The sequence below is a fragment of the Palleronia pontilimi genome (assembly GCF_016412875.1).
Lineage (GTDB): Bacteria > Pseudomonadota > Alphaproteobacteria > Rhodobacterales > Rhodobacteraceae > Palleronia > Palleronia pontilimi.
Genome location: NZ_JAEKPD010000001.1, coordinates 396,229 through 411,643, shown reverse-complemented (window position 1 = coordinate 411,643; position 15,415 = coordinate 396,229). Strand labels below are relative to the sequence as shown.

12 protein-coding genes are annotated in these 15,415 nt (G+C 67.8%); 2 read left to right on the top strand and 10 right to left on the bottom strand.

The genetic code is table 11. From position 1 onward, the window contains the following. Window positions 1–31: 31 nt before the first annotated feature. A complete protein-coding gene (gene hslU / locus ILP92_RS02065) occupies window positions 32–1,336 on the bottom strand; it encodes an ATP-dependent protease ATPase subunit HslU (RefSeq protein WP_198914688.1) in 1,305 nt (434 codons plus the stop codon). Window positions 1,337–1,498: 162 nt separating this feature from the next. On the opposite strand from hslU, the gene ILP92_RS02060 reads away from it, so the two are divergent. Beyond that, entirely contained in the window at window positions 1,499–1,870 is a 372-nt protein-coding gene (locus ILP92_RS02060) for a DM13 domain-containing protein (protein WP_198914687.1), read from the top strand. Here the strand turns inward: ILP92_RS02060 and hslV are convergent. Next, window positions 1,863–2,423, bottom strand: a complete 561-nt coding sequence (hslV, locus tag ILP92_RS02055) for an ATP-dependent protease subunit HslV (protein ID WP_198914686.1) — start codon at window positions 2,421–2,423, stop codon at window positions 1,863–1,865. The two genes, ILP92_RS02060 and hslV, sit on opposite strands and share 8 nt — an antisense overlap. Before the next feature lie 85 nt (window positions 2,424–2,508). On the opposite strand from hslV, the gene ILP92_RS02050 reads away from it, so the two are divergent. Next, a complete protein-coding gene (locus ILP92_RS02050; protein ID WP_198914685.1) occupies window positions 2,509–3,501 on the top strand; it encodes a phosphotransferase in 993 nt (330 codons plus the stop codon). 11 nt (window positions 3,502–3,512) lie between these two features. Here ILP92_RS02050 and trxA read toward each other — a convergent pair whose 3' ends face one another. The 8 genes from trxA to regB all read right to left on the bottom strand — a co-directional run bounded on the left by trxA (window position 3,513) and on the right by regB (window position 15,414). Next, the gene (gene trxA / locus ILP92_RS02045; RefSeq protein WP_198914684.1) at window positions 3,513–3,833 is read right to left on the bottom strand and encodes a thioredoxin; all 321 of its coding nucleotides are present in this window, start codon (window positions 3,831–3,833) and stop codon (window positions 3,513–3,515) included. A 48-nt stretch (window positions 3,834–3,881) separates the two neighbouring features. After that, complete coding sequence (gene addA, locus ILP92_RS02040; protein WP_198914683.1) at window positions 3,882–7,211, bottom strand: double-strand break repair helicase AddA; 3,330 nt, start codon at window positions 7,209–7,211, stop codon at window positions 3,882–3,884. Next, window positions 7,208–10,159, bottom strand: coding sequence for a double-strand break repair protein AddB (gene addB, locus ILP92_RS02035; RefSeq protein WP_198914682.1), 2,952 nt, complete (start codon window positions 10,157–10,159; stop codon window positions 7,208–7,210). Before addB ends, addA begins: the two co-directional genes overlap by 4 nt. Beyond that, window positions 10,152–10,832 (bottom strand): nucleotidyltransferase family protein, encoded by a 681-nt coding sequence (locus ILP92_RS02030; RefSeq protein WP_235970989.1) that lies wholly within the window; start codon window positions 10,830–10,832, stop codon window positions 10,152–10,154. The genes addB and ILP92_RS02030 overlap by 8 nt, the downstream gene beginning before the upstream one ends. Then, window positions 10,829–11,797: an aminoglycoside phosphotransferase family protein gene (locus ILP92_RS02025; RefSeq protein WP_198914681.1), complete on the bottom strand. Its 969-nt coding sequence runs from the start codon at window positions 11,795–11,797 to the stop codon at window positions 10,829–10,831. Before ILP92_RS02025 ends, ILP92_RS02030 begins: the two co-directional genes overlap by 4 nt. After that, window positions 11,790–12,269, bottom strand: a complete 480-nt coding sequence (gene tsaE, locus ILP92_RS02020) for a tRNA (adenosine(37)-N6)-threonylcarbamoyltransferase complex ATPase subunit type 1 TsaE (protein WP_198914680.1) — start codon at window positions 12,267–12,269, stop codon at window positions 11,790–11,792. Before tsaE ends, ILP92_RS02025 begins: the two co-directional genes overlap by 8 nt. Before the next feature lie 39 nt (window positions 12,270–12,308). Next, window positions 12,309–13,895 (bottom strand): PAS-domain containing protein, encoded by a 1,587-nt coding sequence (locus ILP92_RS02015; RefSeq protein WP_198914679.1) that lies wholly within the window; start codon window positions 13,893–13,895, stop codon window positions 12,309–12,311. Window positions 13,896–14,001: 106 nt separating this feature from the next. Then, window positions 14,002–15,414, bottom strand: a complete 1,413-nt coding sequence (regB, locus tag ILP92_RS02010) for a sensor histidine kinase RegB (RefSeq protein ID WP_198914678.1) — start codon at window positions 15,412–15,414, stop codon at window positions 14,002–14,004. Between the last annotated feature and the right edge of the window lies 1 nt (window position 15,415).

Here is a 15,415-nt window from a genome sequence, read left to right as displayed (position 1 = left end):
GTCACGGATTTCTCGAGAAATCCGCGCCCCGTTACAAAACGTAGCGCGACATGTCGGTGGAGCGGCTGAGCGCGCCCAGATGCTCTTCGACGAAGTCGGCATCGACCGTGACGGCTTGGCCTGCCTTGTCCGGTGCGTCGAAGGACAGGTCTTCGAACACACGCTCCATCACCGTGTAAAGCCGCCGCGCGCCGATGTTCTCGACCGATTCGTTCACTTCGGCCGCGATCCGGGCCAGTGCTGCGATGCCGTCTTCGGTGAATGTCACGGTGACGTCTTCGGTGCCCAGAAGGGCGGTGTATTGCCGGGTCAGCGCGTTGTCGGTTTCGGTCAGGATCCGTACGAAATCCGCTTCGGTGAGCGCCCGCAATTCGACACGGATCGGCAGGCGGCCCTGCAATTCGGGCAACAGGTCGGAGGGTTTTGCCACGTGGAACGCGCCGCTCGCGATGAACAGGATATGGTCGGTCTTGATCTGGCCGTGCTTGGTGGCCACGACCGTTCCTTCGATCAGGGGCAGCAGGTCGCGCTGCACGCCTTCGCGGCTGACTTCACCGCCGCGCGCATCGTGGCGGGCGCAGACCTTGTCGATTTCGTCCAGGAAGACGATGCCGTTCTGCTCGACCGCCTCGACGGCGGCTTTGGTCACGGACTCGTCGTCCAGCAGCTTGTCCGCTTCATCCCCGAGCAGGACATCGTAGCTTTCGGCAACCGTCATGCGCTTGCGCACCGTGCGGCCCTGAAAGGCCTTGCCGAACAGGTCGCCGATATTCAACATCCCCGACCCGGGCTGCATCCCGGGTATGTCCATGTTGCCCATGGGGTTCGACGTGTCGGCGATGTCCACGTCGATTTCCGTCGCGTCCAGCTCGCCCGCGTGCAGCTTCTTGCGAAACATTTCGCGTGTGCCTTCGCGCGCGTTCTCGCCCGCCACCGCGTCGATCACCCGCTCTTCGGCGCGTTCTTCGGCGCGGGATTTCACGTCTTCGCGCATCAGGTCGCGGGTCATCGTGATCGACTGTTCGACCAGGTCGCGGATGATCTGTTCTACGTCGCGCCCGACATAGCCCACTTCGGTGAATTTCGTCGCCTCGACCTTCAGGAAGGGCGCGCGCGCCAGCTTGGCCAGGCGGCGCGAGATCTCGGTCTTACCGACGCCGGTGGGCCCGATCATCAGGATGTTCTTCGGGTAAACCTCTTCCTGCAGATCGTCGGGCAGCTGCTTGCGCCGCCAGCGATTCCGCAGGGCCACGGCCACCGCGCGCTTCGCGTCCTTCTGGCCGATGATGAAACGGTCCAGTTCTGAAACAATTTCGCGCGGTGTCAGATCGGTCATATTGGGGTCCAGTCCTGTGGTTCTGGGCATACCTAGTCATTCGGCAAGGTCGCGCAAGCGTCGATGTTTCACCCCGTCACAGGGACGCGAAGCGGGCTGCCTTCCTGCGCTGGTGATCTCATCTTGAAAGGACACCCGAACCCCGATGAGAGGAGACTTCCCATGCCGACCCGACGTTCCTTCCTGACCGCCGCCGCAGGTCTGGCCGCCGCCATTCCGTTCGCCAGCTTTGCCCAGTCGGTGAAATCCGGCACGTTCGTCGGCGCCAGCGGCCACACGTCCAGCGGCGGGGTCGCCCTGTCCGGCGATACCGTCAGCCTGCTGGACGATTTCCGACTGGACCGCGCGCCCGATCCCAAGGTCGCGCCGGGTCGCGACGGCTACGATCCGGCGACGCTGATGGGCCCCCGGGCGTCACGGCGGGGCGCGTCCAGCTACGCGCTGCCCGCGGGCATCGATGCCGCCGATTACAATGAGGTCTGGATCTGGTGCGAGGAATTCAACGTGCCGCTGGCGGTCGCGAAACTCAGCTAGGCGCCAGCGATTCGATGGTCAGCTTGCCGTTGGTATAGACGCAGATGTCCGACGCGATCTCCATCGACCGCCGCGCGATCGCCTCGGCGTCCAGGTCGCTGTCCATCAGCGCGCGTCCGGCGGCCAAAGCATAGTTGCCCCCCGAGCCGATGGCGGCGATGTCGTGCTCGGGTTCGAGCACGTCGCCCGCCCCGGTGATGACGTAAAGCGCCGATCCGTCGGACACGATCAGCATCGCTTCGAGCTTTTGCAGGTATTTGTCGGTGCGCCAGTCCTTGGCCAGCTCGACCGCGGCACGCTGCAGCTGGCCCGGCGTCGCCTCGAGCTTCGTCTCGAGCCGTTCGAGCAAGGCGAACGCGTCGGCCGTCGATCCCGCGAAACCCGCGATCACGTCCTGTCCGCCGGGCGACAGGCGCCGCACCTTGCGGGCGGTGCCCTTTATGATCGTGTCGCCCAGGCTGACCTGGCCGTCGCCCGCGATGACCACGCGGCCGCCCTTGCGCACGCCGATGATCGTGGTGCCATGCCAGCCGGGAAATCTGTCGTCCGTCATGTCATCAGTCCTTTCGGTTTTGCGTGCATATGGGACGTGTTAGACCGCGATGCAACTGACACCGCGCTTCGGGACGGGGACACGCATGCCGAAAGATCCGACGCCCGAGCCCGTGGCCGCCCGGGTCGCCGCCGCGATGACCGTTCTGCCGACCCTTGCACGACAGGCGGGCCTGGATGCCGACGGTTGGACGCCGACCGTGCTGCGCAGCCGCAAGACGGATTGGACCGACGGGATCGTGATGCGGCTGTCCCGCGGACCCGCTAGCGTGATCCTGAAGCACGACGCGCATCCCGGCCGCATCGCTTCCTTCCGGGACGAGATCGATGCCGCGCGGGCAGCGCAGGCGGCCCTGCCGGACGATCCCGAGTTTCGCGTCCCGAGGATCCTGGCCTTGCACGACGGCGAGGCTGCGGTCCTGCTCGAAGACGCGCAGGCGGAGCCGATGGCCGCGATGTTGGAGGGTCTGCCGGAAGCGGATCACTTGCCGCTTTTGCAACGGGCCGGCGCGTGGCTGGACCGGTTGCACCGGGCACGGCTGGGCGAGCGTCGGACGTTCCGCCCGCAGGCGACGACGAAACATCTGGAAGGACTCGTAAGCCGGATCGAGCGCGGCGAGGCCGTCGCGGTGGCGCAACCCGATTTCCTGGCCGCGGCGCAGGCGTGTCTTTCCCAGCGCGCGCGTTTCGCGGGGCTCGAAACGATTGCCGCGATTCCCCACGGCGACTTTCACCTGCGCAACCTGCTGATCGGCAACGCTGCCTGGGGGATCGACTTCCTTCCCAAGCAGGTCCAGGCCGTCGGTCAGGACATCGCGCGGTTCCTCGTCCATTACGCGACGTTCTTTGCCCCGTTCGAGGATATCCGGCCGGGCGAGGTCATCCCAGACCGGGCCCTGCAGGCGTTCTTTCGCGGCTACACGCTGGTCGGTCCCGAAGATCCTGGCGTTCAATTCCTGATGCGCCACCGCATCCTGGCCGATTGGTGGCGTCTGTCGCCCGATGCCGAGACCCTGAACGAAATCGAGGCGGCGCGCCTGTTCGGGCTGCGCCGCCTCGCGCGGATCGTTTTCGACTGAAGGTCGCCGGATCAGATCGACTCGGTGATCCAGCTTTCCAGCGCGGCCTTGGGGGCGGCGCCGATCTTGTTGCTGACCACCTGGCCGTCCTTGAACAGGAACAGCGCGGGGATGCCACGAACGCCCATCTGCGCGGGGGAGTTGGGGTTTTCGTCCACGTTGACCTTCACGATCTTCACGCGGCCTTCCATTTCGGAAGACAGCTCTTCCAGCGCGGGACCGATCTGCTTGCAGGGTCCGCACCATTCGGCCCAGAAATCGACGACCACGGGCAGGTCGGAATTCTTCACTTCGGCGTCGAAAGTATCGTCGGTAACGGCAACGGTGGCCATGGGGCATCTCCTGGCTGGTGGGTTGAGCGACACCTATGCAGCGGCCTGTCAGCCGTCAAGATCGGTTGCCCGGGCAAAGGCGGCTTGCACCATGTCGGCGGGCAACATCATGAGCGTGGCGGTCGCCGTCCACAACAGCGCGGTTTCGATCCGCTTGCCGGGATAGATCTGCGCCAGGGCCGCGTCATAGGCGCCCATCTGGCGCAACAGGCCCTCGGGCACGGTGTCGGGACTGTCCGGGACCATGCGATTCGACTTGTAGTCCACCGCCAACACCCTTTCGTCTTCGACGATCAGCCGGTCGATGGTGCCGACGATGCTACGCCCCGATGGGTGCCGCGCGACGATCGGGATCTCGACCAGAGCGTTCGGCGTGAACAGCGGGCGCAGCGTGGGCGCGGATAGCACGCGCCGCGCTTCGTCCAGACGCTCGGTTCGGGCGGTATCGTCAAGCGCGGCAAGCAGACGGTGGGACAGCGCGTCCCAGCTGTCGGGCGCATCGGGGGGCAGGTGTTCCAGCAGGGCATGCAGCTGCGAGCCGCGCAGCAACGCGTCGTCCAAGTCCGCCGGGGCCACGATATCGCCCGGCAGCACCTTGGCCCCCCCCAGGTCGGAGGGTCTGAGCCACGGATCCTGCACCGGGGGCCGCGCGACGTCCCGGTCGATCCAGGCAGGCAGATCGGTGGCGCTGACCGACGCATCCCCGGTGGGCCTTGAGACAGGCGTCAACGCATCCCACGCGCGGGTCTGGTAGCGCTGGATGGTCCCGATGGGGCTTTCGATCGACGCGCAGGGCAGGTCGGCGAACGCGTCCTGCATCTGGCCATACCACCGCTTTTCGGCCTGTTTGGGCTGACCCGCGCCGCACAGGATCAGCCAGAATTGCGCCCGCGTCATAGCGACGTAAAGCAGCCGGTCACGCTCGGCCTCTTGCGCAGCCTCGATCGCGTCGCGCGCGTCTTCCAGCACGGTCGGCAGGGCGTCCTTGTTCTGTTTCAGCACGCGCCCGCCGGGCACCGGCCACAGCAGCGACTTCACCTTCGGCGGCTCGGCCATGGTTTCGGGCAGGATCACGATGGGGGCTTCCAGGCCCTTGGCGCCGTGGATGGTCATGATCCGCAGGTTGCGGCCGGCGCTTTCCGACTGGCGCTTGATCTGGATCTCGTCGCCCGTCAGCCACGACAGGAAGCCCGTCAGGCTGGGCACCGAGGTTCGTTCGTAGATCAGGGCCTGCGCCAGCAGCGCGTCGATGGCCTCTTCGCATTCGGATCCCAGGCGGCCCACCAGCAGCGCGCGGCCCCGGTGACGGGTCAGCAGCCGCTCAATCAGGTCGTAGGGGCGCAGGAAATCGGCCTGTCCGCGCAGATCGTTCAGGATGGCCATGGTTTGTGGATATTCCGACTGCCGCCGCCGAAGCGCCTGCCACAGGTGACGCTCGGTCCGCCGCGCGGCCAGGTCGAACAGCGCCTGCTCGTCCCATCCGAACAGTGGGGACTTGAGGGCCGCGGCCAGCGACAGGCTGTCCTCGGGCGTCGACAAAAAGGACAGGAGGGCGGTGATGTCCTTGACCGCGAGTTCGCTGGTCAGCGTCAGCCGGTCGGCCCCGGCCATGGGGATATCCATCGCCTTGCAGGCCCGGATCACCGCGTCGAACAGGACCTTGCGCGAGCGGAACAGGATCAGCACGTCGCCCGCGTGGATCTGGCGGGACTCGCCCGGCGCGTCGGGGTCGGGGATGGTCTGCGTCTCGATCATGTGCCGGATCTGGTGCGCGATCTGCCCGGCCAGGCGCACCGCGGCATCGGTGGGTGAGACCAGGTCGACGGGATCGTCGAAATCGCCGGTATCGGGCGCGTCCTCGGGTTCGATCAGCGGCCACAGATCGACGCGGCCAGGAAGGTCATCGTGAAACGCGATATGGGCCATGTCCTGCGCGACGAAGGTGGTGTCCACGGTGTTCAGGATCGCGTGCGCCGAGCGGAACGAATGCAGCATCTCGAGCCGCTGAAGGTTGTCGGGGCCCAGGCGTTCCGAAAAGCGCTGGTACATCCTGTCGAACCCGGCGGGGTCGGCGCCCTGGAAGCTGTAGATCGACTGCTTCTTGTCGCCCACGACGAAGATGGTCCGTTCCCCAACGGCGCGTGTCCCGTCGCCCGCCGCGACCTCGCGCGCCAGCGCGTCGATCATTTCCCATTGCTGGGGCGATGTGTCCTGCGCCTCGTCCACCAGGATATGGTCGATGCCGCCGTCCAGCCGATAGAGCACCCATTCCGCCACCTCGCGCGTGGTCAGCAGGTCGCGGGCCTTCAGGATCAGGTCGTCGAAATCCAGCCAGCCGCGATCCGCCTTGGCCTGCGCGTAGATCGGAAGATAGGCCCGCGCGAAGCGTTGCAGGACCAGGTTGCGCTCGAGCTCGACCAGCGCGAGGCGCAGCTGTCGGCTGTATTCGATGCGGTCCATCAGGGCGTCGAGAGCCGCGGCATCGTCGGGATCCAGCGCGGCGCGGGCCGCCTTGCTCGGAAACGCCCCGGCTTTCGATCCGAACGGGGACTTCGTATCCGAGCCATAGAGCAAGAGCCCTTCGAGCGTCACCAGGTTCTGCGCCGACGCCGCGGACGCCGCCGCAAGTTTCGGCGCGTTTTTCTGATCGGTGACGCCACCATGCGATGCCATGATCCGTGCGACCCTGTTCAGCAGCGCGGGCCCGTCATCTGCGAAAACGCCGCGCACCAAGTCGTCCAGGGTCTGTGCGTCCCGGGCGTCCAGCAGCGCGCGCAGGGCGGGTTCGGTCAGGGGCGTGCGGAAGTCGTCGCGCGCACCGGTCAACGCGCCCAGCAGGGGTCGGATATCGCCGCCGCCCAGCGCGCGGGCCATGTCGCCCACCAGGTCCGGATCGGTTTCGGCCATCTGTTCAAGGCAGATGTCGCGCAGCAGCTCGGCCGAGCGGTCATCCATCTCGGTGAATTGCGGCGAGACGCCCGCCTCGACAGGGAAGCGGCGCAGCAGGATCGCGCAGAACGAATGGATCGTCTGGATGCGCAGACCGCCCGGCGTCTCGACCGACTTGGCGAACAGCCGCCGCGCTTCGGACAGGTCGGGGCGGCCCTCGACGCCCAGCTCGCGCAGGTTCGTGCGCAGCGCTTCGTCCGGCAGCATCGCCCAGGCGCCCAGCCGCTTGAACAGGCGGTTCTGCATCTCGCTGGCCGCGGCCTTGGTGTAGGTCAGGCACAGGATGTTCTGCGGGGACACGCCGCCCAGAAGCAGGCGGGCCACCCGGTCCGTCAGCACGCGTGTCTTGCCCGAGCCCGCATTGGCCGACAGCCAGGTCGACCGCCCCGGAGACGCCGCTTCGATCTGCCTGCGCGTCGCTTCGTTCATGTCAGCGTCACCGTCCGCGCGGTTTCCGATGTGTCCCATTCGCCGTAGCGCGCCAGGTGGTCGTAGCCGTAGTCATAGGTCAGCTTCTCCATGGCCCGCCGCGCCATGAAGCCCTTGCCCGGATCGCCATAGGCCCGCAGCAGCGCTTGCAGCATCTGCAGCCCCTCTTCGGGCGACAGCGGATCCTTCGCATTCGGGTCGCGCAAGGCGTGGATTTGCCATTTGGGTGATGTCGTCAACTCGATATGCCCCGCCTCGGTGACGCGCGCCGGGTCGAGACCGTGGAAGGCGCCCGCCTCGGCCATGATCGCCTCGATCAACACCTGGGGATCGTATTGCCGGATTTGCTTGGCGCTAGGCGGCTTGCCGGTCTTGTAGTCCAGGACGACCAGCGATCCATCGGCCCGCAGATCGATGCGGTCGGCGTTCCCGCGAAGGCGCACGGCGGTGCCCGGCACGTCGTAGGTGCCGCTGCGTTCCAGGGCGGCCGGTGCATGACCATCGGCCCTGTGCGCGGCATCCTGCGCCACGAACCAATCGGCCAGCAGGCCCAGCCGGGACAACCACACCATCCGCGTCGCGAGCCACGGCACGTCGGCCTCCGCCTCGGCCCGCGCGATGTCCATGAAACGTCGCGCGGCGTCGGGATCGGCGGGATCAATCCCTTCGGCCACGAACCGTTCGAACACCTGGTGAAACAGCGTGCCGCGCAGGGCCATGTCGGCATCCTTGCGCAGCGGTTCGAGCGGCTTTAGCCGCAGGATGCGGCGCGCGTAGATGGCGTAAGGGTCGCGGATCAGCTTCTGGATGTCCGTCACGCTCAGCTCTGTCAGGCGCATGTCGGCGGGCGGGCAGGGCGCGGGACGCGCGGCGCGCGGCGCGGGCGCGATGCGGGCCTCGACCGCGCGGGCCTGGGCCAACCACGACTGGCCGCGCGCGCGCATGTCCTTCAGCGCCTTGTCGCCGCCGGTCTGGGGCAGGCCGTCCAGCAGGTTCGTCAGACGGTAGAGCCACCGCGACATCACGGTTTCGGCCTCGTCGTTGCGGATGGACCGGGTGATCAGGACCTCCGGCGCGCAGATCGCCTGCTGGAAATCGTGCGCCGACAGCCCGATGCGGCGTTCGGGCAGAAGCAAACCGACCTCGGCGCGCATCTTGCGATTGAGCCAGGGATCGGCGCGGGCGGCTTCCGGCCACGTGCCTTCGTTCAGCCCGCCCAGGATCACTAGATCTGCGCCCTGGACGCGCGCCTCGATGGTGCCCCGGATCATCACGCCGGGATGCGGCGTCACCGGGTCGCGTAGCTCTTCGGCCAGCACCGCGTCGGTCACCGCGCGGTAGTCGGCAAAGCGCATGGGACCGGCCATGTGGGCCTGCTCGCTCAGGCGGGTCATGGCGGTCAACGCAGCCTCGCCCGCCTTCTTGTCCCAAAGCGCGCCGCTATCGATGCCTTGCGGTCCGGCGGCAAGGACGCGGACCATGCGCAGATGCGCCGCGACCATGTCGGACAGATCGCCGTCGGCAGTCGCGGCGCTGGATAGAAGCGTGGCGTCGATCCAGTCGATCCAGTCCGCGGCGCCGTCGATTTCCTTCCGCTCGGACCATGTGCGCAGGTCGGCAGCTTTCGGATGCGGTGGCCCGTCGCGTCTGAGCCATAATTCCAGCTCGCGCGACAGGCGCAGATGGGCGCCGCGATCCGTGCCACTGGCGACCAGGGGATGCTTCAGGATCGTCAGAAGTTCTTCGGGTGTGACGGCCTGTCCGAGGATGGCGGCGGTGTGGCGCAGAAGCCTGCCGGGGGCCGACAGCGCCAGGGGCTTGCCGGCGCTGTCGTCGGGCTCGATCCCCCAGCGATCCAGCGCCGCGGTGACCTGCCGCGTCAGGTTGCGGTCGGGCGTGATCAATGCCGCGCTTTGTCCCGACTCGACCGCCGCGCGCAGCCGCAGGGCGATGGACAGCGCTTCGAGCCGGGGGTTCGGCGCGTCGAGCAGGCTGATCCGCCCCGTGGCGTCCAGCAGGTTGCCCAGGTCCGGCCCGTCGCGCAGCCACCCATCGGTGACGGGCGCGGGCCGCAGCGCCATCGACACCAGCTTGCGACGGCCGGGATCGGGATCCGCATCGGTCCAGCCGGAGACGTCCCAGGGCGCGTGATCCAGCTCCTGACACAGGCGCGCAAACCGGAATTGCGGATGATCCTCGGCCCCCGGATCGTCCATCAACCCCTGCCAGATCTGCGCGGGCATGTCGGCGTCGAAGCCCGGCAGCACCACCGCCCCCTGGGGCAGCCGGGCGACGGCCTGCATCAGCAGCGCCGTGGTGCCGCGCGATCCGGTCGATCCGGCGACGATCACCGGATGCGCGGGCGGCGCGCTTTGCCACTTGGCGACAAGCTCTTCGACCACCTTGCGCTGGCGGGCTTCGGGGTCGGGCAGGGACCGCGCGTCGAAGAACGGGCGGATGATGGACAGGAACCGAAGCGCGCGTTGCCAGTGGCCGGACTGGTCCGACACGTCCAGCGCCACGATGGCATCCGGCGACACGCCTTCGCCCTGCATCTCGTCCATCAGCGCGGCCAGGCTGTCGGCCAGATCGTAGGCAGCCGTCCCCGGCGCAAGACCGGGTTCCTGGCGGATCAGGGCGGCGGTCAGCTGGGCCAGCTCCAGCCGCCGGGCAAGCGGATCGGCCGGGGGCGGCAGGTCGGTCAGCAGGCTGTCACGACCCAGATCGCCCACCAGCTGGATGCGTGGCAACAGCCGCGCGGGTCCGCGGACGAACAGCTCGGTGATGCGGCGCGCCATCCGGCGGGTGTTGACGAAAAGCTCGATCCTGGCCCAGTGCTCGGGCGGTTGGCCGTCCATGCGCTTTTCCAGGCCGCGCAGCAGCTCGGCGGGGAAATCCGCGCCGGGGGGCAGGCCGAAGAGGCGTGGGGAGTCGCTTGGTTCAAACATCGGCGATCAGCGCCTCGGCCCGGGCGATACCGTCGGGATGGCCCACATCGGCCCAGTCGCCATCGTGGACGACGCCGTGCAGGGCGCCAGCCAGGGCCAGGTCGGTCCAGACCTCGGACAGGGAAAAGACAGGGTCGGCATGGGATTCCAGGATCGAGGGGTCGATGATCTGGGCGCCGGTGAAGACCATGGCGCCGCCGCGCGCAAGGGTCCCGTCGGTCAGGGCGAAGTCCCCCGGGGCATCGCGGCCATGGGCACGGTCCAGCGGCACGACCAGAAGCAGGGCCGCCATGCCGTCGCGCCAATGGTCTGCGAGCGTGGTCAGCGGGTTCGGCCCCCGGAAGACCGCGTCGCTGTTCAGCGTGAAGACCGGCCCCCGGCCCAGCAGGGGGCGCGCGTGTTTCAAACCGCCCCCGGTGTCCAGGATCCGGGGCTCTTCGCGGGATTCCACGACGCCCAGATCGGCCAGGTGCGGCGCAAGGATCTCGGCCTTGTAATGCGTGTTGGCGACCACGCGCCGGATCCCCGCCGCATGGGCGAGGCTCACCGCGTGGTCGATCAGCGGGCGGCCCGACACAGGCACCATGGGCTTCGGACGGTCGGCGGTCAGCGCGCCCATGCGCGTGCCGAACCCTGCCGCGAACAGCATCAGGGGCAGGTCGGACGCGTTCATGCGGCCCCCTGGGGTGGCGGCACCAGGTCTCGGATCAGCGGCTTCAGCGGTGCGGCGACGGGATGCGCCAGGTCGCGCTGCAGATCGCGCCACACACGCGGCATCAGCGCCAGGTAGCCGGGCTTGCCGCGCTGGGCGGCCAGCCGCGAGAAGATGCCGAGGATCCGCAGGTGGCGCTGGATCGCCTGCAACGCGTAGGCCGCCCGGAAGCGGTCTTCGGTCCCACCCACGGCGCGGACGAAGCGGCGGATCATGTCGTCCTCGATCCCGGGGGCCAGATCGCGCCGGGCGTCCTGCAGCAGTGACGCCAGGTCATAGGCCGGATGCCCCGCGACGGCGTCCTGGAAATCGAGCATCCCCAGCCGCTTGATGCCGACGCGGTCGGGCAGCCAGAGCAAGTTTTCGGCGTGATAGTCCCTGTGGACCGCCACGGGACCGGCATCGTGGGCGTGCAACAGGGCGCGCAGATGATCCTCGAGGTCCAGCCATCGCCGGGACGGCTCGCCGCCGCCAACATGGAATTGCCACGCGGGCCGGATCGCCGTCGCCATCTCGTCGGGACCGTAGCGTGGCAGACCGTCGATGCCGACGTTACGCTGCAGATGAACCAACGCGTCGGTCGCCGCGGCGTAAAGGGAAAGCTCGTGCTGCGGCTCGTGCGCGATCAGGCGGGCCAGTACCAGGTCGCCGAGGTCTTCGAGCAGAAACAGGCCCAGGTCGTCGTCGCGGGCCAGGCAGGCGGGGACACTCAGACCGGCCTGGGACAGCCGGTCACCGATCTGGAAAAAGGCGGTTTGCGGACCGCAGGTGGCGGGTGGCGCGTCCATCAGGATGGCGCGATCGCCGTCCCTGGTCAGCCGCATGTAGGACCGGGCCGACGCGTCGCCCGCCAGTGGCACCCGGCTTGCGTCCGCCCATCCCGCCCGCGCAAGAAATGCGTCGATCCGGGCTGCGCGCTCAGCCATGAAACGCATCCGCCACGGCATCCAGTCGGTCGGCCCAGCCCCGGCCGACCAGGGTCGCCACGCGGCCCGGTCCGTCGACCTCGAGCGTGATCCACAGCGCGTCGGGCGGGGCGAGATCGCCCAGTTTTTCGGGCCATTCGATCAGGCAGAGCGACGATCCCAGCGCGTCCGACAGGCCCAGTTCCATCAGCTCGTCGCCATCGCCAAGACGGTAAAGATCGGCATGCAGGATTTCGAGATCGCCCGCCGCATAGGTCTGGACCAGGGTGTAGGTCGGGGACGGAACATCCTCGACCGGGCCGAATGCCGCCTGCCGCGCCTGGATCACGGCGCGCGCCAGATGGCTTTTTCCCACGCCAAGATCGCCCGTCAGACAGACGCAATCGCCCGGCCCCAGAACGTCGGCCAGGGCATGGCCCAGCCGGGTGGTCGCGTCCGCGTCGGGCAGGGAAAGGCGTCGCTTTTCGCTCATGCGCGCACCTTGGCCGCGACGGCGGCAGCCCGCAAGACGTTACGCCTTGAGCAGCTTCTGGATCCGGTCTTGCGCCACGACGGGAACCAGCCGGGACTGCCGCGTCGTCGGGGCCAGGGTGAAGCGGACCAGCCGCATGGCGGCCTGCATCGGTGTGATCGTCAGGATCAGTGCGCGGCCGTCCAGCAGCTGGATATCGGTGCTCCAGCCCGCATCGGAAAGCTCGTGGGTCAGGTGCGTCCGCGTTTCAGACCATACCGTGCTGGGGATCGACGCCCGGTCCCAATGCTGAACGGCGTCCTGGACGCTCATGTGGGTCAGCCCTTCCTGGCTGTCGATGCCCCAGAGCACGTCGTAAGCCTTGTTGGTCTGCACCAGGAAGCCGCCCCGGTCGAACACGGCGATCGCGTCGGGCAGGGCATTCAGGACCGCGTGGCCGGTCTCGATTTCCGTGCGGAAGCGACGGGTCAGGCTGACTTCGGCGCTGATGTCTTCGAGCAGCAGGGCGAAGGCGCCGTCGACCTGGGGCCGCCCGGTGATGCGATAGGTGCGGCTGCCCGGCAGGTGCCAGAGTTCGGAATAGGTGCCGTCTTGCGACGCGTTCTCGACATCCGCCACGCGCTGGCGCCAGGATGCGTAATCCTTGGGCTCGGGCATCATCTGCCGCGCGCGCAACGCGTCCAAGAAGGATTCCAGCCGCGGACGGCTCAGCATCAGGTCGATGGGCAGGGTCGTCAGGTCGGTGAGCGCGGGGTTGAACATCACCAGCTCGCGGTTGCGGTCGAAGACGGCGATGCCGACGGTCAGATGCGCGAAGGTGCGTGAAAAGGTCTGGGTGAACTCGGCCAGCGTTCGCTCGGCCTTCAGCAGCTTGTCGGCGGGGATGGCGGTGACGAACAGGTCGCCGTCCAGGCGCGCGCAATGGCAGTCGAACCACGCCGGGTCGGCATCGCCAGCCGTCAACTCGACGCGCATGTGACCGTCGCGCGTGGCTGGGTCGAGATCGGGGAACAGAACGGGCGGCGGCCATTTCGACGCGGCCGCGCCGCACCGGTTCTGGGCCAGGTCCAGGTAAGCCCGGTTGACCCAGCTGATGATCCCGTCGGGACTCTGCCGCCACGTGGGATAGACCAGGTGCTCGCCCATGGCGCGCAGGCTTTCCAGCTCGATCTCGAGGCTGGCATGCGAGCCGCGGTCGAGCGTGACGATATCGGTTTCGGCGGTCTGGATGGTCAGTCGCGTCCGGTCGCCGTCCTGGGTCAGCCGGGCCGAGCGGGTATTGTCGAAGGACACCACGCTTTCGGCGCCGGTGCGCGCGACGTTGAGCAAGGCGCGCCTGAGATCGGGAAAGCTTTTCGACAGGTGCCCGATCAGGCCCGTGTAGGACCACTTGTCGTCGCCCAGCATGGACAGGTAATCGCGGGCGGGCTGGCTGGCATCGACCAGCCGGGCCTTTTCGAACACGAAGCAGGTGGCGTCCGCCCCGTGCAGCGCCGAGTCCGAGCGATCCGCCCCCCGCGTCAGCAGGCGCTCGGTATAGCGCATCACAACCCACGCAGCCACGGTCGCAGCGGCGGTCGAGCCCAGCGCGCAGAGCAGCACCAGGCGCCAAAGATCCCACGTCATCGCATCGTCCCATGCGTTTGGCCAATCCCCGGCCAAGATCGGTGACGAAGGTTAACGAACCGTTAATCTTCCGAGGAGGTTAACCGGGTGTGGCGCTTTAGCACGTTCATATCCGGCGATTTTCATCCAGCTGTCCCCGCCCCGCATCGGCGGTTTCGATGGCGCGCCGGGACCAGCTGAGCATGGCGATGGCTCCCTTCGGTCCGGGTTGCTGCGCGTTCTGGCTGAACCGGTCGCGACCGTTGGCGAAGGTGACTTCCGCACCGGACCGCTCGAGCAGGGTCTTGGCGATGAAGAGCCCCAGTCCCATACCCTTGTAGCCCTTGCGCCGCTTCGCAGGCTGCTGGCGCCGCCGCCGCGTGAAGGGATCGCCCAGCACGGGCAGCAGATCGGTCGGATAGCCCGGCCCGTCATCCGCGATGCGCAGCACGATCCTGTCATCGTCCCATCGCGCGTCGATCCACACCGTCTGTTCGGCGAAGTCCACGGCATTCTGCACCAGGTTGCGGATGCCGTGAATGATCTCGGGCGCGCGCCGGATGATCGGCTCGTCATCGGCGCGCGCGCCGCGCCCGGACAGATCGTAAAGCAGCATGGCGCCGCGATCGGCATGGGGCGCCGCGGCTTCTGCCAGCACCGCCGACAGCGGGGCGTGCTGGACATGGGTGTCGCGCTTGCCGCTGCTGCCCATGGATTGCAGGATCAGGCGGCAGCGCTCGGCCTGCGTCCGGATCAGGTCCGCGTCCTCGCGGATTTCGGGTGACGCCGTTTCGTCGTCGCGCAATTCGCCGCTGACCAGAGCGATCGTGGCCAGCGGTGTGCCAAGCTCGTGGGCCGCGGCCGCCACGACACCGCCCAGGTCGGTCAGCTTCTGCTCGCGCGACAGGGCCATCTGCGTGGCCGACAGGGCATCGGCCATCGCCGTCATCTCGCGCGTGACGCGATGCGCGTACGAGGCCTGGAAAAGCACGCCCACGCAGATCGCCGCCCAGAAGCCCAGCTGAAACAGCGGCGGCAGGGTCAGGATCTCGCCCGTTCTGGTTTCCAGCGGGACGTAGATAAACATGTTGACGGTTATCAAAGTCACCGCCACGCCGCACAGGATCAGGGTCGCGCGCAGCCGCAGGGCCGTGGCCGAGATCGCCACCTGCGCCAGGATCAGGGAGGCGAAGGGGTTGTTGAGCCCACCCGTCAGCATCAGCAGAAGCGACAATTGCACCATGTCGAACAGCAGCACGCCGGTCAGGCCGCTTTCGTTCAGGCGTTTGTTCTCGGGATAGATCAGGACCGCGGTCAGGTTGGTGATGATCGCCGCCGCGATGGTGACGGCGATCAGCCCGATTTCCAGCCGCAGATCCAGGAAGGCCTGGGCCACGATCACCGACACGATCTGCCCGCCGATCGCCACCCAGCGCAGCGCGATCAGCGTGCGCACGCGCACCCAGTTCGACCGGCGCGGTCCGGCGAAGATGACATCCGCCGGGACGGACTGGTCTGACAGGGGGATCGGGTCGCTCATC

Bases quoted from the DNA above. Each gene is read 5' to 3' on its own strand.
- ILP92_RS02025 (WP_198914681.1), bottom strand. From the start codon at position 11,797: ATGGCTGAGCGCGCAGCCCGGATCGACGCATTTCTTGCGCGGGCGGGA.
- ILP92_RS02030 (WP_235970989.1), bottom strand. From the start codon at position 10,832: ATGAACGCGTCCGACCTGCCCCTGATGCTGTTCGCGGCAGGGTTCGGC.
- regB (WP_198914678.1), bottom strand. From the start codon at position 15,414: ATGAGCGACCCGATCCCCCTGTCAGACCAGTCCGTCCCGGCGGATGTC.
- ILP92_RS02060 (WP_198914687.1), top strand. From the start codon at position 1,499: ATGCCGACCCGACGTTCCTTCCTGACCGCCGCCGCAGGTCTGGCCGCC.
- ILP92_RS02050 (WP_198914685.1), top strand. From the start codon at position 2,509: ATGCCGAAAGATCCGACGCCCGAGCCCGTGGCCGCCCGGGTCGCCGCC.
- addB (WP_198914682.1), bottom strand. From the start codon at position 10,159: ATGTTTGAACCAAGCGACTCCCCACGCCTCTTCGGCCTGCCCCCCGGC.
- ILP92_RS02015 (WP_198914679.1), bottom strand. From the start codon at position 13,895: ATGACGTGGGATCTTTGGCGCCTGGTGCTGCTCTGCGCGCTGGGCTCG.
- addA (WP_198914683.1), bottom strand. From the start codon at position 7,211: ATGAACGAAGCGACGCGCAGGCAGATCGAAGCGGCGTCTCCGGGGCGG.
- tsaE (WP_198914680.1), bottom strand. From the start codon at position 12,269: ATGAGCGAAAAGCGACGCCTTTCCCTGCCCGACGCGGACGCGACCACC.
- hslV (WP_198914686.1), bottom strand. From the start codon at position 2,423: ATGACGGACGACAGATTTCCCGGCTGGCATGGCACCACGATCATCGGC.
- trxA (WP_198914684.1), bottom strand. From the start codon at position 3,833: ATGGCCACCGTTGCCGTTACCGACGATACTTTCGACGCCGAAGTGAAG.
- hslU (WP_198914688.1), bottom strand. From the start codon at position 1,336: ATGACCGATCTGACACCGCGCGAAATTGTTTCAGAACTGGACCGTTTC.